The sequence below is a fragment of the Bacillus sp. THAF10 genome (genome assembly GCF_009363695.1).
Taxonomy (GTDB): Bacteria; Bacillota; Bacilli; order Bacillales; family Bacillaceae_I; genus Sutcliffiella_A.
Map to the genome: position 1 here is coordinate 850,543 of NZ_CP045403.1, position 18,411 is coordinate 868,953.

Sequence of the window (18,411 nt, forward strand, 5' to 3'; positions counted from 1 at the left end):
TGAGAAAAACTACCTTTAGAGAGTCAGGTGTCCATTCGCATGAAAGCAATACTAACAGGCATTCTTGCATCCATGTTCTTTGCTGTCACCTTTATTCTAAACCGCTCCATGGAGCTATCAGGTGGAAGCTGGCTATGGAGTACATCCCTTCGTTTCTTTTTCATGGTGCCATTATTGCTGCTTATTGTTTGGTGGCGTGGCAATTTACGGCAATTATTTGTTGAGATGAAGGCTAACCCTTTAGAATGGGGTGTTTGGAGTTTTGTCGGATTTGTCCTATTCTACGCTCCCTTTACCTTTGCTGCAGCATCTGGTCCAGGTTGGCTTGTTGCGGGGACATGGCAGTTAACCATTATTGCTGGGATACTGTTAACTCCTTTCTTTTATAAAGAGGAACTGGGGAAAAAAGTGCGAGAAAAAATCCCTTTGAAAGGGCTGTACATTTCGGTCATTATCTTTGCAGGCGTGGCCTTGATTCAATTGCAGCAAGGAGCATCGATTTCAGTACAAATGTTACTCCTTGGTGTGCTGCCTGTATCAATCGCCGCAATTGCCTACCCATTAGGTAACCGGAAGATGATGGAGGTGTGCGGAGGAAGGCTTGACACATTCCAACGGGTACTCGGCATGACATTGGCAACCATTCCGGTATGGATCATTGTTGCAATCTTTGGTTATTTATCCGTGGGCCCACCGTCAGAAAGTCAAGTGCTGCAAACCTTTATTGTTGCTATTTGTTCGGGTGTTATCGCCACTACACTTTTTTTCCTGGCAACGGACATGGTACGTGGGAATCAAGAAAAACTTGCTGCTGTCGAAGCCGCCCAATCAACACAAGTGCTTTTCGTGTTAGCTGGCGAAGTTGTACTTCTCTCAACACCTCTGCCAAATGAACTGGCAACCGTTGGCTTGATTACTATCATTATTGGAATGCTACTTCATAGCTTTTTTAGCAAAAGCGGCGTTCGACCTAAGCGGATGGCAGCTTGAAGATGGAAGAGAACCTAATTGGAGGTTCTTTTTTTTATGGATAGTAGCTAACCATTTGAAGAAAGGAGAAAGTAGCTGGAAAGGAAGAATAGAAACTGTTCGAAAGAGGCGTGAAAATAGCTGGAAGTGAAAAATAGAGCAAGTTTTCCTTTAAACAGGTGATGCGGTGTAGAGGTGTAGACTAGAATCTTTAGTTACGAAATGAAAATAAGAAGGAACTCACAAACGTAATCTTTATTGTACAAAAATAACAAAAGATACACTTTACTATAAAAATAAAAAAAAATCACATCCAATTTCTACCTGCCCTCTTCTGCAAATCCTATGTCCCCCAACACATCTAAGTGATTTTAACAATCCTTTCCAAAAAATATATGACATTTGTCATACGCTGCATATGACACCTGCTACTAACTAAAAATTTCACTTTGGATATAATAATTTGTATCAACTCGAAAAGAGGGATTCTATACATGACAGCTCAAACCAAAAACTTACGTAAACAAGTTGCCCCTTTCGAAAAGGCAAATTTGAAAAAAAGCATTTGGCAAATGATCAATACGTTGGTGCCATTTTTTACGCTTTGGTACCTTACTTATATTAGTTTGTCCGTATCCTATTGGCTTGCACTAGTACCTGCGATTTTTGCAGCAGGGTTTATGACTAGAATTTTCATTATTTTTCATGATTGTACACATTATTCTTTTTTCAAAAGCCGAAAAGCAAACCGATTCGTAGGAACAATTATGGGAGTGATAACACTATTCCCATTTGACCAATGGGGCCATGATCACTCGGTTCACCACGCAACCAGTGGAAACCTAGACAAGCGTGGAGTCGGTGACATCTGGACATTAACAGTAGAAGAGTATAAAGAAGCTTCTTCTTTTACAAAATTTAAATACCGTTTATATCGCAATCCGATTGTTATGTTCGGACTAGGACCTATCTATACTTTCTTAATTAAAAACCGTTTTAACAGAAAAGATGCAAGACAAAAAGAAAAGTATAACCTTTATTTAACCAACCTATTAATTTTACTTGTTGTTGTTGGATTAAGCCTATTAATTGGCTGGCAGAATTTCTTAATTGTTCACGGCACGATCTTTATGATTGCCGGTATTGTCGGAATTTGGTTATTTTATGTTCAGCACACTTTTGAGGATTCCTACTTTGAAATGGATAAGGACTGGGAGTATGTGTTAGCTGCTGTAGAGGGTAGCTCCTTTTATAAACTTCCTAAAGTAATGCAATTCTTAACAGGTAACATTGGCTACCATCATATTCATCATTTGAGCCCAAGAGTTCCTAATTATGAATTAGAAAAATGCCATGAGAACACACCACCATTACATCATGTGCCAACGATAACGTTAGCTACTAGCTTAAAGTCTTTAAAATTCAGACTTTGGGATGAAAGTAGCAAAAACTTTGTAAGCTTTAGGGAAGCAAAAAAACTCGTTCGCCACACTGTTTCTACAGCAAAAATAAATCCAGAATTATAAACATCATGAATCAGCCTTATCATTAGGCTGATTTTTTTTAGGTGAAAACAAAATATTACAAAAAAATATAGATTTAACCATTAGAAGCTTGTATAATTATGGTGATATATAGGATAAATGCACGAAAATACATAACGTAACTTCCGAGGCAAGTTGCAGATTATTACACCTAGAAAAAATTATAAAATAGGGGGAAAACAATGAAAAAGTTAGGGTTTCTGACGTTCTTTGCACTATTATTTTTTGGAGTATCATTAGGAGTATCATCCACTGCTCATGCTTCAGAAGGTGACATCGAAAAGGCTTTGCAAATAATCGAAAAAGCAAATATTGAGATGGACGAAATCATCGATGCTGGTGTAGAAGAAGCTGATGCAATTTGGGCAGTTTACCTTGCAGAATATGATGTTATGAAAGCGGAGTTGGAAGCGCTATCCCAACAAATCCAAGCTGTAGAAGCATCCATGGAGAATTCCTCTGAATCTGCTGAACTAGCAGCTTTAAGTGAACAATTAGCAAGTCTTCAAGAAGAAAAATCTTTATTAGAAGAAGCGATGGCACAAAAAACAGCTAAATTTGATCAAGAAGTTGATGAAATCATCAGCTACGTTTTTGATATTACTCTTGAAATGACTCAAGATACCATAGATGAAGTAGCACAATATGGTGTTGTTGCTGAATGCTACTGGAAGTATGTTAGATTTGCTGATCGTTGGGCATGGATCGACCCTGTACGAGTGGTAGCTACTTGATAAAATTTCAAATAGAGCGACTCGGTTAAAAGACGCTCTAAAACGGTAGAGGTGAGTGATTAGGGTGGCTTTTACGATAGGAAAGAAAGGTACCAGCTTAGAACAAGTTACTTTAAACAATTTTGATATGAGTCTGATAGCCAAAGGTAATGGGACAGAAGTCATACTCCAAAATATTGCAAAGGGAAATATTTTTTATGTTTATCCTAGCGAAAATGAAGAAGTAATGGAATTTTTCTACATTCTGAGTGGTGAGGTACTTTGTGAGGTTAATGGTGAAAAAATTAATTTAGGTCCACAAGACTATTTTACTGCAACAGATATAGAAGTCCCTGTTCACTTTTCAGCTCTTACAGATGTAACTTACATTTGGGTTATTACAGAACCAACCTTTCATCAACTAAGTGATAGTATCAGATCTCTGAGGGAAGTTGTTCAAAGAGTGGAACTAAGAGATAGATATACTTTTAATCATAGTGAGAGAGTTGCAGAGTATTCCATAAAAATCGCAAAAAAGTTTACTTTATCGACGGATAGACTTGAAAATCTATTCATTGCTTCTATCCTTCATGATATAGGAAAAATTAATATCCCATCGGAAGTTTTAAACAAACCTGCAAAACTAACAAAAGAAGAGTTCGATCTAATAAAAAAACATCCAGGTGACGGTGCGGAAATGGTGAAAGACCTATATTATGGGGATAACATCGCTACCATTATCGAACAACACCACGAACGCCTGAATGGAGTAGGATATCCTAAAGGGCTAAAAGGTGATGAAATTTTATTAGAAGCTCGTATCATCGCAGTTAGTGACACGTTTGATGCAATGACAGAGGATCGTGCGTATAGAGAAGCATTTACACCAGAGTTTGCAGTAGAGGAATTAAAAAGACTTTCGCCTTCTCAGTATGATGAAGATGTAGTTAACGCACTTATAGAAATTTTAGAAGAAGAAGGCAAGCTAAAGAAAACAGCTCAAACACATGAATAATGTGAAATGGGCTGTTTTTTTTGATTCTAGCTTTCTCTTTGAAACTATCAATTGATTTATGCATGTTTTCTCCATATTCGGGTACTGTACTTGTGTGTGTGCCCGTTAATCATGTTTTACGGGCTCTAATTAGTTTCGCACCAAAGTTAGGAGGAGTTCTATAATGAGCAAGCACGTACTTATGGTTGTTACAACTGCAGATAAGATGAACGGGGGACATGAAACAGGATTGTGGCTCTCAGAATTTGGTGAAGCATACTTAGAATTTGTAAAGAAGGGCTATGAGGTAACCGTTGCAAGTCCCAAGGGTGGGAGTGTACCGGTTGATGCTAGAAGTATTGAGAATGATACGCCAAAAGAAATTCTTGATACGGCCATGCATCTTGAAAATACGTTGAGGCTGTCTGAAGTAAGTGATGGATCGTTATTTGATGCTATTTTCTTACCTGGTGGACACGGAACAATGTTTGATTTTCCTGATAATGACACGTTAAAGGAATTGATTCGTGTTATTTATGATGAAGGAAAAATTGTTGCCGCAGTGTGCCATGGTCCAGCAGGACTTGTAGAAGTAATATTAGAGGATGAAACACCGCTTGTAGCCGGCAAGAAGGTAACTGCCTTTACCAACTCAGAGGAAAAAGAAACAACCTTAGATGAGCATATGCCTTTCTTATTAGAATCTCGTCTTCGTAAGCTAGGGGCAGAATTTATTGCCACTGCGAACTGGACAGATCATGTGCAGGTGGATGGCAATTTGATTACAGGTCAAAATCCACAATCTACTATAAGTGTGGCAAAAGAGGTTATACGAAAATTAGGGTAATTGAAAAACCTGCTTCCAATAAAATGGAGGCAGGTTTTTCTTTGCATGCATTAATATTGAACTCCAGTACGAGTATGAGTTTTCCCAAGTTCATCAGGATCTGGATCAAAGTAATCAACATTATACGCTGGAACAAATCTATCCTCACGGTCTAGGTAGCCAGAGCCCCAGGTTGGATCCATTTCCACCCACTCACCATCGATGTTTGCTTCCACCCATGCATGATTTCCAGGCCAAGGTGAGCCAGCACGGCCTTCTACATATCTCGCTTCAATACCGCTTGCACGCAAAAGCGCAATGGTTAAGTAGGCGTAATCCTGACAAACACCGGTTTTTCGCTCTAAGGTTTTTAGGGCACTGTCATCCCATCTGAATTCATTGTTTTTATATTTTTTCACATCATAGGTAATGTTCTTGGCCACATACTCAAAGATTGCGAGAGTTTTATCCCGTGTGGAGGATTTTTCGGCAGTTAAGTCTTGGGCCAAGCTTATAATCTGTGGTGCATCTGATTGGACACCTCTAGATGGCAATAGGTCGCGTTGATCCTCAGCATTTGATGTCACGTCAAACGTTGCAAAGCCATAAAAACGGAATCGGTCACTATTCTCCTCTGTGATTTCTGGCACGCTTAATGTGACTTCGTACGTCCCAGAACCGAAGCGTAAGTAAAAAGAGCCATCGAATGCCATATTTTCCACTGGAATGACATCGAGTGCTTCGTCCTCCCCTTTTTTGGTGCTGACATAAATGTGGGTCGTTTCTTTTGCAAACTCCGCGCTTGGATTCAAATATCCTTTTACCGAATAGGTTCCCTCTGCTTCATCGCCACCAAATGTTGGTTGGAGAAGTGTAACCCCTCGTTCATCATATGCTCTGTAAAACTCGAGAGGCTGCATGACACGGTCTGAGTCATTTTCAATGAGGATAGTGGTTGCTGGTTGATAGTAATTTTCACGTTCTTTGTCAGGGACAAGGATCTCAAGCTCGTGAAGGCCACGGCCATAAAAGAGCGGAACCATCATTGAAAACTCTCCATTTTTAACAGGAACAATATGCTTCCAGGTGTCAGCGTCCTTTTTAAGACGAATCATAATTTCCGTGCTTTCTACAATCCCTGAAAATGAAATTTGTTCGGCTGCTTTCACATAGCTTGAAGCATAATCTAGCTTTAGGCCAGCGTCTTGACCAAAAGTAGTCATGGTCACATCTCGCTGAATTTCAGGATTTACATTATGTACAGTGAAGCTTGCAAGATCATAGTAGTAGTTTTCTTGTTTGCTGTCAGGAAGCTGAACAATAACCTCATATTCATCTTCTCCGTTAAAGAGCGAGATGGTCTGGGTAAATTCTCCATTTTTTATGGGAGTATAGTAATCCATTTGCTGGCCTAGTGGATGTTCCTTTTTTGCATTAATTTTTATCCAAACATAATTGGATTTCAGTTCTTCATGCTTTTCTACCGTACCTTTAATCTCTACAGTACCGTTGGCTGAAAATTCTTGATGGACAGGGGCTTGAAGGCTAGCACCTACTTCTTGGGCATAGGTTGTCAGCTGAAGAGCCTTTAAGTTCAACTTCTCATTTTTCTCATTTACTTCCTGTGTCAGAGGGTCTGTTATTGCTTCAGGTGATTGGGATTCATTCATGCTGGTGGCATTTTTATCCGTGCATGCTGTTAATAACAGGGAACCACTTAACAGTAATGTCGCAACAAAGGAATAGTTAATGGCCATTGTTTCCTCCTCAGAAAAAATCCTTACATTATGTACGATGGGATTTTTAGTAGGTTTCTAATGCTATCTTACTATTTAACTGGAAGAATATGAATAGTTAGTGTATGGTAATAAAAAATAGAGGGTGGGAACTGGGATGAAGCAAGAGCTAGCGGTACAGAAGATTTCCGAGAGTTTAAAAAAGGACAAGCGTGTTCATGCCATCTTTTTGAAGGGGTCGATGGGAAGGAACGAGCACGATGAGTTTTCTGATGTGGATTTGTACTGTCTTGTAAAAGAAGCAGATGAGAGTGAGTTTTTGCAGGACCGCATCACTCATTTGTCCTCATATAAAAGCATCAAATTCTATGAGCATATTTTTATCATTGCACCCCAAACGATTGCTGTTTTTGAAGACTTTTTGCATGTGGACCTTTTCACGGTGACTGAGAAAACTTTTAAAAAGAAGGATTACTTTAAGGTGCTGTATGATCCAGATGGAAGGCTTGAACAATTTAAGAAGACACAAGATTTATGTTTGTCGCAAGGAGAGTATGAAGACTGTGTTTATGATGTTGCATGGTATCTTTTTCAATATCATAAAGCAGCGAGAAGAAGAAACGATTTATGGGCGGTGGATATGTTGCGTTATGTGTTTGGAAATTTGGCGCGGGTGTTGCTGCACCGATATTCTCCAGATAGGGCCCAGCTTGGGATTAAGGCGTTAGAGCAAGAGCTTCCTGTTGAGGTACTTTTGAAAGTAAAAGAGATTAGTAATCTGATGACTCCTAATCAGCATCTTAACTCCGTTGCTTGTTTGGTAAGGTTGCTAGCGGATGAGTTGGATTGGTTGCAAGGACAGCTTGGGAAGGAGACACAGGCGGGAGAGTTTTTGCTTGAGATGGTAGGAGTTTTGCATGAGTGGAAGGGTTAGATAACGGAGACAGCCTGTGGAGGGCTGTTTTTTTATTGGGGGCTGGTGCTGGCCTGCTATTTTGGCTTCGCTCGCAAATTTGAAAAATCGCTCATATAATTTATTTTCCGCTCGCAAATTGGGAATTTCGCTCTTAAATTTCTATTTTCGCTCGCAAAAATTTACATTCGCTCGTAATCTCCAAAAATCGCTCTTAAGCCTATTTAGATGCAAGGAATATGTTATACACTCATGAACGAATGAAAATATTCATTGTCATTTTGACAATAATAGTTGTCGGAATAGCGAAGTTACCTTATTATGGTAGTAAGAGGTGATGGTGGTGGAGTTCCGAAACAGATTAAAGGAGCTTAGAGCTAGAGATGGGCTAAATCAAACGGAATTGGCGAAAAAAATTGGGGCGTCGAGGCAAACGGTTAGCCTTATGGAGCGAGGAGATTATGCTCCTTCCGTGGTGTTGGCCATTAAGATTGCCAGAGTTTTTCATGAAAAAGTAGAAGACATTTTTATTTTGGAGGGGGAGAAGGAAGAGTGACATATAAAAAGCTTTTTCTGATAGGTCTCATCATATCATTTGGCTGTCTTATCTTAGGTGGAGTAATTGGTGCATCAGTTGCAATTTTTGAAAATTATTTTCCAAACGGGTATATTGTTTTTCCATATGATTTTCTATATGCCTTACTATTTCTTGTCATAGGGAGTCTTTTCATTTTCTTCTTGAAAAATCTAGTAAAATACAAACATCTTCAGCGAATGCAGCATGCCAATGATGAAGATAGAGTTGCCGCATTGCTGGAGAAAACGTGTTTCACTCTCCTCTACTCCACTTCCTTCATGATAGTAGTATCCTTCATGTGGTTGGCAATTGCAGTGGGTCATTTCAAAGCTGGTCCACCCCAAGAACAGTTTTGGTTTGTGACCTTGAACACGATAGCAGCAGGGCTATCCTTTGTTTTGACTGGCGTGGCGCAATACTATGCAGTAAAAATTCACAATAAGCAATTCCCTGACAGGAGGTACAATATTTTTTCTCCTGATCCGCAAAAGGAATATTTTAAACAACTAGACGAAGGGGAGAAGTTTTTAACCTACCAAGCATCCTTTTCCGTTTTTCGGAAAATGACCTTTGTTTTTTGTTTCGCTTTAGGAGGGCTCCTTTGCTACGGTTCTTTTGTTCAGTTTCATATCGTTCCTATCTTACTTGTTGGTGGACTTTGGTTAACGATGTATATTATTCATTATCAGGAAAGTAAGAAGCAGTTTTCAGTGGAAGGGTAAGAATTAGGTGTCCTCTCTTTTTTTAGAAGGGGCACTTGCTTTTTTATAAAGGTGGTAACTTTCATATGAAAATTGTACAATCGACTATATAATTGTTAGCGCTAGAAAGGTGATTATAAATGTCAAACCTAGACCGCTTTTTCCCAAACACAATCCAACATGCTCTACATAAAAGTCCTCCAGGTGCATGGATGCCTTCTGTGCCAAAAGGATGTATCCGCCTAAGCTCTGGCTATCCGGATCCTTCGCTTGTGCCAAGTGTTGAATTAAAGGAGGCAGTGTCGGTCTTATTGACTGAAGAAAAGGATCTGCCCCTCCACTATATAGGCAGTCCGAGAATTGATAATTTGAAAGCATTTCTTCAAAAAAGACAAGAGGAACGGGGTTTTCCTGCATCAGAGGATGAACTCTTAATAACTTCGGGGGCTTGCCAGGCTATTGACCTGATTGCTCGTATTCTTCTAGATGAAGAGTCTGTGGTCATCGTGGAAGCACCAACTTATATGGAGGCACTAGAGATTTTTCAGAACTACACTAGCCAAATTATTAGTGTTCCAATAGATGAGGAAGGGCTGCAAACAAAAGTGCTAGAACAGCTCCTTTCTAAAAGAAAAGCAGAGGGACTACCTACTCCAAAGCTTCTCTACACCATCCCTACTTTTCAAAATCCAACTGGAACCACGATGTCACTAAAACGTCGGAAACAACTGTTAGAGCTTGCAGAGGAATATGATTTTTTAATTCTTGAGGATGACGCGTACGGGGAGCTTGCTTTTAGCGAAAGTCCTGTTCCGCTAAAAGCGCTCGACAAAAGTGAGCGGGTACTGTATGTGGGTTCGCTATCAAAAGTGGTGGCACCAGGCATGAGGATTGGGTGGATCGCTGCAGCAAAGAGGTTTATTGAGGCGTTATTTTGGTTTAAAAAGGACCTTGATCATCCGTTTTCTCACGCTTCCATGGCTGTACTTTTAGAGAGCATGAATTATCAGGAACGATTGGACAAGCTAAGTGCACGGTATAAAGAAAAGTGTGCGGCGATGCTTGCTGCGCTTGAAAAGTATATGCCGGAGTCCGTGAGTTGGTTTGTTCCCAAAGGAGGGTACTTTGTTTGGGTACGAATCCCAGGAACAGACACGTCACAGCTACTTCAAAGAGCGAGTGAAGCAGGAGTTTCCTTCCTTCCAGGGAAGTATTTTTTCTTAAATCAAAACGATGGTAAAGAGTACTTAAGACTTTCCTTCAGCTTTGAAAGGGAGGAAGAGATTGAAAAAGGAATTCGACTTTTAAGTGAGATAGTATTAGAAAAGCCAGTTACTCCACTCGAGTAACTGGCTTTTTTCAATCAATAGTATCTATAAGGATAGGGAGAACGCTGATTCTGATAATACTGCCGTTGACAATTAACGGTTGGTCCGATAAACGTACCAGCCTCCACAGGTGCAGTGGTTTGTTTCCAGGCTTCCTCATTCATACAGTATGTGTGCGCCATTACATTAGCTGGGGTAAATGTTAATAAATCTGACCCAAGTATTACTTCAGGGGTGCCGGCATTAAAAATGGCTAGTAGATGCGTATTATCCATCGTTGCAATTTCATAATGCCACCAGCCTTGGGGGACATTCGCTACTTGACCTGGAGTGATTTGATAATTCAACAGCTGCTTAGTAAAGGGATTAAAAATTGCCACAAGCGCTGCCCCAGAAATACAATAGACAGTCTCAGCTGCATTTTGATGGTAATGAGGTTCTACTACATTATCCTTACTCAAAAAAATATCCAATAAAGACACATTATCTAACGTATTAAGCTGTTTTTCTCCGACGATATTAATGTAATTTTGGTTATCCTTCGCCATTAAATTACTTTTATTCATATCAAAAAAGAACTGAGTTTTAGGGGAGCTATAGTCCATTTCCTTTGTCATTTGATCGTTCCTCCCTGCCTTTTACAATACTAATACAGTATTCAGTGGGCATGTATGAGGATTCGAATGTAAAATATCTTTGACACTATTTATTTCCATATATTAAACTATAGGTGTAAAAAGTTTTTTACATATGAAGGTGATGAAAGTGAAAAATCAAATCAAACAGTTACGAGAGGAAAAAGGGATTTCGCAAGGAAAGCTTGGGGAGTTATGTAATGTCAGTCGGCAAACGATCAATGCGATAGAAAATGAAAAATATGACCCGAGCCTGCAGCTAGCGTTTGATCTTGCAAAGCATCTCGGGATTACAGTTGATGAATTGTTCATTAGAAGGGAAGGGTAAGATGGGGAAATTCAAAATGTTTAGCATTGTTATATCGTCATTGGTTTTGCTCGTTATAGTTGGTTTTGGCATATTTAATTGGTTTTCTAAAGGTTTCATAGATTTAAATGCGATGTTTGCAGGCGCAATTGCAGTTGGGTGGTTGTTCAATGCATTAACCTGGGGAGATATTAATGGAGATGAAACAAAAGATGAGCTGGATAAACATATCCAAACGCAAAGTGCTAAAATCGGCTATTTTATCTTAATGACTTTGGCGTTCTTAATCTTGGTCATTACAGAGGGCGTAGGTAACTTAAATGATATTCAAAATGTGCCACTTGCGGTCGTGGTGTTTTTATCCTTAGCTGTTCTCCCAGTAACAGAGTTTTTTTACGCTCGGAAATTCAGATGAAAATAGAGAGGGAATTCGAAATCCCTCTCTATAGCAATCTATTATTCTTGTGTAGCCTTCTTACGTCTAATCACTTGTAAAAGCACCATGGCAGAAATGATGCCAGCGACTGTCCAGCCAAGTAAGGCATTCATGTTCATGCCAGATCCTCCGCCCATCCCAGTGTTCGGCATTTCAGATGGCATTTCTTCGCCTTTTTCTGCTGCGAATTTGTCAGGGAATTGGTCCACAATGGCTCCAGACATCATTTCACCAACACCGAACATATGTGAATAGGCTTCGCGGAACGTGTTGTAGGTTGTTTCATAGTCTCCTTCATTATAGCTGTTGAAGGCAAGAAGCAATTCGTCAACATGCATTTGCAGGCCTTTTTCAAGGTCAGCGCCTTTTAAGCGACCTTCTGTTGCGGTTTCAAGAAATGCTGCTTGTTCCACTTTATATTCTTCAAGTTCTGCAACGGCTTCTTCTCTACCTTCTTCATTTTCTTCCCCTGTTGCAACAACATAATCAACAAAGTATCCGATATGGCTGCTCCAGATTTCGTTAAATGCAGCGCCACCTTCTTCACCATAAACAGAAGCAACGGCTGCAGAGAGGTCATCTGTATTTTCGTTTAAGGCACCGGCGGCATTATCAAAGTCTTCTGCTCCATCTATTCCTTTTTGCATCGCAAGTACAGCAAGGGCAGCATGCTCAGCGAATACGTGGTTTAAGTCTGCACGTAGGTCTGCAGCTGGTGTGTCCACAGTCGTGTTCTCAAATTTGTCAGGGAATTGGTCAGTAATTGCCCAGGATAATCCTTTTCCTGGTGCATACATATGTTCAATGGCATGTCTAAGGTTTTTATATGCTTCATCATAGTTACCTTCAACATAATGATCAAAAGCCCAAATTAGCTGTTCTACGTGCATTTTTAAGCCCTCTTGCAGCTCATCTGCTTTTAAGCGACTTTCTGTAGCAGTATCAAGAAACTCTGCTTGTTCTACTGTGTATTCATCCAACTCAGCTAAGGCTTGTTTTTTTCCTTCTTCATCCTTTTCAGCGGTTGCAGTGACATAGTCTACAAAGTACCCGATATGGCTGCTCCAGATTTCTTTAAATGCAGCTCCGCCTTCTTCTCCATAAACAGAAGCTACTGCTGCTGAGAGATCATCTGCATTTGCATTTAATGCAGCTGCTGCTTGATCAAAATCCTCTGCACCATCCACTCCTTTTTGCATGGCTACGACAGCAAGGAATGCATGCTCTGAAAGTAATGCATCAAGAGAAGCTCTTAAATCAGAGGCTGGTGTGGAAACCTCCATTGACATAGAGTGTTTATGTTCTTCATGATCGTGTGCATTTGCTACTTGAAAAGTTGGAACGAGTAATCCGATACTAAGTGGGACCGCAATCATTGCTTTTTTCCAGTTCATGTTCTAAGCACTCCTTTGTTTTTAATGATTTCACTTACCTAACGGAGGGCTTTTTTATATGGATCACTTTTTTCTCAAAAAAATTAAATTCGGTTACACTACGCTGTTGATTTCCGCAATATGGCTCCGCGTCCTGCGGGGCGAATTGTGAGCCTCCTTAGGATTTGCGCCTGTGGGGTCTCCAGTCTATCGCTTCATTCCCGCGGGAGTCTCCGCCTTTTGCTCCAATTACCAGCTAGGTACTTCATTTTAAATCCAATCACATTAAAAAAAGAACAAAAGATAAATGAAACATATGTTAAAATTAGGAAAAAGAGGAGGGGGATTATGGAGCATTATCAGCATCAGCAATATCGCCATGAAAATGATACTCAACACTATCACTCTGGCGGATCTGGGGATGGGGAAGTTACCCTTGGGACCTGGATTATCGTTCTGTTATTAATTGCTATTCCTATTTTAAATATCATTGTTTTGCTGGTACTAGCGTTTGGCGATCATAACATTAGCCTTAAGAATTTTGCAAAGGCGTCGTTAATAATTATAGTTATTGGTTTTTTCCTGACGTTGTTAATTAGGGGATGTAATTACTAGCATTTTTCATAATATCGCAAATAGATGAGCGTACCTTACCTATAAGGTGGTGCTCTTTTTTTTCTGCCTTCTAAAAAAGTGTCGTCCATACATAAGTTAGAACGAACACTTTTATTGGGGAGGAAACTATGTCAATTAACGAAAAAATACATTCACTGGTGACGGAGCTTTTGCAAAAACAAGAGGAAAATGGCAGCTGGATTTTCTGCTTTGAAGGCACGATCATGACAGACGCCTATATGATTATATTGATTCGAGTTTTACAGAGGACGGACGAAGAGGAGTTAGTGAAGCAATTAGTCAAAAGAATTAAATCAAAGCAGCAGCTTGATAATGGCGCTTGGAAGGTGTTTAAAGATGAAGAAGAGGGAAATTTAAACGCAACCATTGAGGGGTATTTCTCCTTGCTTTATTCTGGTTATGTTAGTCAGAGCGATCCCTTAATGCAAAAGGCAGAGCAATTTATAAAAAGAAAAGGTGGTTTGACGAGTACCGATTGGCTGACGCGGGTGATGCTTGCTTTGACTGGACAAATTCAGTGGCCAACCATTATAAAAAGTATTCCAATAGAAATTATGCTATTGCCAAAATGGTCTCCAGTAAATCTCTACCAGCTTGTTGGGTATAACCGAGCTCATTGGGTGCCAATTATTATAAGTAGTTCAAAAAACATATCAATTTCTACATCTAGCACACCAGATATTTCGCATCTTCAAGTTAGGGCACCAAAGCTAGAAATTACTAAAGGCCTTCAATTGATACAACATTACGTGAAGGGCTTTGTGAATAAGCTTGCTGATACTCCAGAGGTATTACGAGATAGGGCATTTTCAAAAGCAGAAAAATATATAACAAATAGAATAGAAGAAAACGGCACCTTGTATAGTTATTTTAGTTCCAGCTTTTTTATGGTATTTGCCTTTTTAGCGTTAGGGTATGATCGAACTCATCCTCTTATCCAGCATGCATTTCAAGGTATGAAATCGTATGTGTATAAGGATGAAAACATGATTCACGTGGAGAACTCTCCTTCAACTGTTTGGGATACTTCCTTATTGACAGCTGCTTTGATGCAGGCTGGTGTTTCAAGCAACCAAGAGGCCATTCAAAAGGCAGCAAGTTATCTTCTCACACTGCAGCAAACCAAATATGGGGACTGGGCAGTGAAAAATCCTAACGTCGCACCAGGAGGCTGGGGTTTTTCAGAAAGTAATACCTTTGTGCCAGATATTGATGATACCACAGCTGCTTTAAGGGTGCTTGCAGCATTTGTTGACAAGGATTCTCGATATCTTGATGGATGGAATAAAGGAATATCCTGGCTCTTGTCCATGCAAAATGATGATGGTGGTTGGTCCGCCTTCGAAAAAAATACAGACAATTATTTGTTATTTATGATTCCCTTTTCGTATGAAGACAGAGTTCTCTTTGATCCATCGACTGCAGATTTAACGGGAAGAGCGCTATATTTTTTAGGGGAGAATACGACCATTCCAACTGACGATAAGGCCGTTCGCCGAGCAAAAGAATGGCTCGTCAAAAATCAGGAAGAGGATGGTTCTTGGTATGGGCGTTGGGGAGTTTGTTATATTTACGGAACATGGGCAGCAGTGACTGGGTTAACAGCAGTAGGAGAAACTCTTCGTTCTCAGGCTTTGCAACGTGCCGTACAATGGCTCTATAAAATTCAGAATGAAGACGGCGGCTGGGGAGAATCGTGCAAAAGTGATTTTGTAAAACAATATGTCCCACTCCACGCAAGTACGGCGTCTCAAACCGCATGGGCACTAGATGCATTAATCTCCGCATCTGATGTTCCAAGTCCAGAAATGAAAAGAGGAATAAAGGCACTGCTCCGCTTACTAGATAACGAAGATTGGAGAGAAGAATATCCAACAGGGGCAGGACTTCCAGGTGGTTTCTATATTCACTACCACAGCTACAACTACATTTGGCCGCTGCAAACGTTAAGCCATTATCGTAATAAGTTTGGAGAATAGTTAAGATAAAACACTAGTTTGCTATAAGATTATGCTAAAATAAAATTATAAAATTCCAACAATTATAGAAGATACTTGGAAACACATCAGGAGGAAAACATTGAAGAAGAATATTTCGTTTCAGTTTCAAGCGAATTATGAAGATTTTAAAGAGCTTTACAAAAACGCACCATATTTCAAAACAATTTTCAAACTAGCAATGCTTGGTAACCTCGTCGCCTTGATCACTTTTTGCGGATATAACATCAAGGAGAATTTAAAATATGCAGAGGACGGAACACAGTTTCTTATTTTAAATCTTATCACCGTTGTTTGCGGATTCATTATGTATTTTTTGATTCGGTTTTTAGCGCGTTTTCTTTTGAATAAAGGAATCGAAAAAAGAAGCCTTCACGCCTTTCAAAAGGACGGTTCGCCTTATCAACTTAGTTTTGACCCCCATGCAGTGGCATTTTTTATTGGGAAACACAAGAAAAAAGTACAGATTAATCAGTCGGTAAATGTCCACGAAACAACGAGAAACTATTTATTTTATGTTCGAAATGGAAAGCTTGAGGATGAAAAGTTTTTCCTTTCAAAAGAAGGAACGTTAGAGCACGGACAACGTTTGAAACGTGTAATTGATAAGGTTGAGGAAAGTGGACTTCGAGTGTTGAAGATAAAAGGATAAGTAAGGTGCCATTATGGGGGATTCTCGCATGTCAAAGAGAAAAATGGAAATAGCCGGATTAGCAATTGTACTTAGTTTCATCATTATTCTTCATTTAACACCTGGCTTGGCCATTCGTACCTATGTTTTCTTTGGAGGTAATCCCATCATTGCTTTGACAACAGGTATAGAGGATTATGTGCATAATAATCCTGAAGAAAAAGTAGTTATGGAAAGTAGAAATGAAAAACTGTATTCACTGACTGAGCCACCGGTAGAAAGAGCCACACAAGGCGAGTTAAAAAACTACCTCGTTAAGAAATTCGGATTTTTCCACACAGTAGAGCATTACGGATATTAGATTAAGGGAAAAGAACTCATCTTCTTTTCCCTTTTCTTTTCACCTTTTCTATTTTGAGTTCCTTCACGTTCTCCGTTTTCGTATCAAAGGTAATGGTCACATTCACCCCAAATTCCTTTTCACCTTCTCTTAGCCATAAGCGGAATCTTTCCGTAGTATTGATTGGTCCTTCTTGCCTTCCGATGTGAAGATAATCCACGATATCTGCATCAGGATACTTATCTTTCGTTTTCTTCATTGCTAGCTGCCCCCATTTTGCATAGCTTGGGACCTGATTTTCCGATTCATTATACGTTTCAGCTAGTGCACCCACATTACTTCCTATTAACAGTACCCCGATAATGATGATGAATTGAGTAAAGCGTATCATTTTCAGCCCTCCTATTGAACTTAGGTTACCCACTTTTCGCTAAATTAGTTTAAAATTGGTGATAGAACTATCAAACCTAAGTGAGGGAACTCTTCATGAGAAAACTACATTATAGCTGGATTATTCTAAGTATTACTTTTTTCTCCATTATTGTTGCCGGAATTGTTCGTTCCTCTTCCGGTGTGTTTGTCATTCCTTTTGAAGAGGAGTTTGGCTGGAGCAGGGCAAATATATCTCTCTCCTTTGGTGTCAGCTTGTTTCTTTACGGAATTTCTGGTCCCTTTATGGGCGCTATTGTTCAAATTATAGGGCTCAGAAAAATGATGCTGATATCAATGGGAACCTTAATGGTTGGATTAGTCATGACCTACTTTATGCAGGAGACGTGGCAACTTTTAGTGATTTGGGGAGGACTGATCGGTCTAGGGTCAGCACTATTTCTCACTGTTTTAAGTCCAATCATCGCGAATAGATGGTTTGTGAAAAAAAGAGGGTTGGCAGTTGGAATCTTGACCGCAAGCACCGCAACTGGTCAGCTCATTTTACTGCCGGTGCTAGCATTTATCAACGATACATACTCTTGGAGAATCGCCATCCTGTTGATTCTTCTGTTGAGCGTAGGGATGTTTGTGGTAATCGGTCTTTTTATGAAAAATACACCAGAAGAAGTTGGAGTGGTGCCTTATGGAGGTAGTGCCACAGAGGACACAGCTTTGCCCATGACAGGAAAAAATCCCTTTAAGCTTGCTGTTTTACCGCTCTTGGAAGCTCTTAAAATTAAAGAATTTTGGTTGCTTGCAGGAAGCTTTTTTATTTGCGGTCTCTCCACAAGCGGATTAATTGGCACCCATTTTATCGCCTATTGTATCGGGTTTGGCTTTGCGGCTGTCACAGCGGCATCACTTCTCTCCTTAATGGGAATTTTCGACCTCGTAGGAACGACGTTATCAGGATGGTTATCAGATCGAATCGATAATCGCTGGCTGCTTTTTTGGTATTACTTATTGCGTGGTTTAAGTTTGTTGCTATTGCCCATGGCTTTATCAGAGGGCTCCATTGGGCTACTCTTTATGTTTGCCATTTTTTATGGCCTCGATTGGATAGCGACCGTTCCTCCAACGATTAATATTTCCCGTCAGGTTTTCGGTTTACAAAAAAGCGTCATTATATACGGGTGGATCTTTGCGGCTCATCAAGCTGGAGCGGCAGTTGCATCCTTTGGTGGGGGAATTGCTTTTGAGATGGCATCCTCTTACACCGCTGCTTTCTTAGGAGCAGGAGCGATGTGCTTTTTGGCAAGTTTGTTTGTGATGGTGATAAAAAAAGACAAGAATGGTCTTGCTTGATAAAGCTTGGAGAGAAAG

Annotated in this window: 20 protein-coding genes; 16 read left to right on the plus strand and 4 right to left on the minus strand. The window is 39.9% G+C overall.

What is annotated here, in order from left to right; genetic code table 11:
- Nucleotides 1–39: 39 nt before the first annotated feature.
- The 5 genes from FIU87_RS04505 (at nt 40) to FIU87_RS04525 (ending at nt 5,067) form a co-directional block, all read left to right on the plus strand.
- Entirely contained in the window at nt 40–990 is a 951-nt protein-coding gene (locus FIU87_RS04505; RefSeq protein ID WP_152443490.1) for a DMT family transporter, read from the plus strand.
- Nucleotides 991–1,463: 473 nt separating this feature from the next.
- Nucleotides 1,464–2,495 carry a Delta(5) desaturase DesA gene (locus FIU87_RS04510; RefSeq protein WP_152443491.1) on the plus strand — a complete coding sequence of 344 codons (1,032 nt, stop codon included), beginning with the start codon at nt 1,464–1,466 and terminating at the stop codon, nt 2,493–2,495.
- A 200-nt stretch (nt 2,496–2,695) separates the two neighbouring features.
- Nucleotides 2,696–3,247: a hypothetical protein gene (locus FIU87_RS04515; protein WP_152443492.1), complete on the plus strand. Its 552-nt coding sequence runs from the start codon at nt 2,696–2,698 to the stop codon at nt 3,245–3,247.
- A gap of 64 nt (nt 3,248–3,311) precedes the next feature.
- Complete coding sequence (locus tag FIU87_RS04520) at nt 3,312–4,241, plus strand: HD domain-containing phosphohydrolase (RefSeq protein WP_152443493.1); 930 nt, start codon at nt 3,312–3,314, stop codon at nt 4,239–4,241.
- 163 nt (nt 4,242–4,404) lie between these two features.
- Nucleotides 4,405–5,067 (plus strand): type 1 glutamine amidotransferase domain-containing protein, encoded by a 663-nt coding sequence (locus tag FIU87_RS04525; RefSeq protein ID WP_152443494.1) that lies wholly within the window; start codon nt 4,405–4,407, stop codon nt 5,065–5,067.
- Between the two features lie 50 nt (nt 5,068–5,117).
- On the opposite strand, the gene FIU87_RS04530 is transcribed toward FIU87_RS04525, so the two are convergent.
- Entirely contained in the window at nt 5,118–6,803 is a 1,686-nt protein-coding gene (locus tag FIU87_RS04530; protein ID WP_152443495.1) for a transglutaminase domain-containing protein, read from the minus strand.
- 136 nt (nt 6,804–6,939) lie between these two features.
- On the opposite strand from FIU87_RS04530, the gene FIU87_RS04535 reads away from it, so the two are divergent.
- The 4 genes from FIU87_RS04535 (at nt 6,940) to FIU87_RS04550 (ending at nt 10,322) form a co-directional block, all read left to right on the plus strand.
- Complete coding sequence (locus FIU87_RS04535; protein ID WP_152443496.1) at nt 6,940–7,716, plus strand: nucleotidyltransferase domain-containing protein; 777 nt, start codon at nt 6,940–6,942, stop codon at nt 7,714–7,716.
- Between the two features lie 322 nt (nt 7,717–8,038).
- Nucleotides 8,039–8,251 (plus strand): helix-turn-helix transcriptional regulator, encoded by a 213-nt coding sequence (locus tag FIU87_RS04540; protein ID WP_253905511.1) that lies wholly within the window; start codon nt 8,039–8,041, stop codon nt 8,249–8,251.
- Nucleotides 8,248–8,994, plus strand: a complete 747-nt coding sequence (locus FIU87_RS04545) for a DUF3169 family protein (RefSeq protein WP_152443498.1) — start codon at nt 8,248–8,250, stop codon at nt 8,992–8,994. The genes FIU87_RS04540 and FIU87_RS04545 overlap by 4 nt, the downstream gene beginning before the upstream one ends.
- Nucleotides 8,995–9,113: 119 nt before the next feature.
- Entirely contained in the window at nt 9,114–10,322 is a 1,209-nt protein-coding gene (locus FIU87_RS04550; protein ID WP_152443499.1) for an aminotransferase-like domain-containing protein, read from the plus strand.
- A gap of 14 nt (nt 10,323–10,336) precedes the next feature.
- On the opposite strand, the gene FIU87_RS04555 is transcribed toward FIU87_RS04550, so the two are convergent.
- Nucleotides 10,337–10,918: a cupin domain-containing protein gene (locus FIU87_RS04555; protein WP_152443500.1), complete on the minus strand. Its 582-nt coding sequence runs from the start codon at nt 10,916–10,918 to the stop codon at nt 10,337–10,339.
- 148 nt (nt 10,919–11,066) lie between these two features.
- On the opposite strand from FIU87_RS04555, the gene FIU87_RS04560 reads away from it, so the two are divergent.
- Together FIU87_RS04560 and FIU87_RS04565 are read left to right on the plus strand one after the other, a co-directional pair.
- Nucleotides 11,067–11,264, plus strand: coding sequence for a helix-turn-helix transcriptional regulator (locus FIU87_RS04560; RefSeq protein WP_152446409.1), 198 nt, complete (start codon nt 11,067–11,069; stop codon nt 11,262–11,264).
- Nucleotide 11,265: 1 nt separating this feature from the next.
- A complete protein-coding gene (locus FIU87_RS04565; protein WP_172970953.1) occupies nt 11,266–11,658 on the plus strand; it encodes a DUF2178 domain-containing protein in 393 nt (130 codons plus the stop codon).
- Nucleotides 11,659–11,699: 41 nt separating this feature from the next.
- Here FIU87_RS04565 and FIU87_RS04570 read toward each other — a convergent pair whose 3' ends face one another.
- Entirely contained in the window at nt 11,700–13,073 is a 1,374-nt protein-coding gene (locus FIU87_RS04570; protein ID WP_152443502.1) for a copper amine oxidase, read from the minus strand.
- 327 nt (nt 13,074–13,400) lie between these two features.
- Here FIU87_RS04570 and FIU87_RS04575 point away from each other — a divergent pair, with 327 nt between their 5' ends.
- The 4 genes from FIU87_RS04575 to FIU87_RS04590 all read left to right on the plus strand — a co-directional run bounded on the left by FIU87_RS04575 (nt 13,401) and on the right by FIU87_RS04590 (nt 16,677).
- Nucleotides 13,401–13,667: a hypothetical protein gene (locus tag FIU87_RS04575; RefSeq protein ID WP_152443503.1), complete on the plus strand. Its 267-nt coding sequence runs from the start codon at nt 13,401–13,403 to the stop codon at nt 13,665–13,667.
- A 128-nt stretch (nt 13,668–13,795) separates the two neighbouring features.
- Nucleotides 13,796–15,667: a squalene--hopene cyclase gene (shc, locus tag FIU87_RS04580; RefSeq protein ID WP_152443504.1), complete on the plus strand. Its 1,872-nt coding sequence runs from the start codon at nt 13,796–13,798 to the stop codon at nt 15,665–15,667.
- A gap of 100 nt (nt 15,668–15,767) precedes the next feature.
- Nucleotides 15,768–16,337: a hypothetical protein gene (locus FIU87_RS04585; RefSeq protein WP_152443505.1), complete on the plus strand. Its 570-nt coding sequence runs from the start codon at nt 15,768–15,770 to the stop codon at nt 16,335–16,337.
- A gap of 28 nt (nt 16,338–16,365) precedes the next feature.
- On the plus strand, nt 16,366–16,677 hold the full coding sequence (locus tag FIU87_RS04590; RefSeq protein WP_152443506.1) for a hypothetical protein: 312 nt from the start codon (nt 16,366–16,368) through the stop codon (nt 16,675–16,677).
- A gap of 16 nt (nt 16,678–16,693) precedes the next feature.
- On the opposite strand, the gene FIU87_RS04595 is transcribed toward FIU87_RS04590, so the two are convergent.
- Nucleotides 16,694–17,047 (minus strand): DUF3889 domain-containing protein, encoded by a 354-nt coding sequence (locus tag FIU87_RS04595; protein ID WP_152443507.1) that lies wholly within the window; start codon nt 17,045–17,047, stop codon nt 16,694–16,696.
- A 95-nt stretch (nt 17,048–17,142) separates the two neighbouring features.
- Here FIU87_RS04595 and FIU87_RS04600 point away from each other — a divergent pair, with 95 nt between their 5' ends.
- Nucleotides 17,143–18,393 (plus strand): MFS transporter, encoded by a 1,251-nt coding sequence (locus tag FIU87_RS04600; RefSeq protein ID WP_152443508.1) that lies wholly within the window; start codon nt 17,143–17,145, stop codon nt 18,391–18,393.
- Nucleotides 18,394–18,411: the final 18 nt, after the last annotated feature.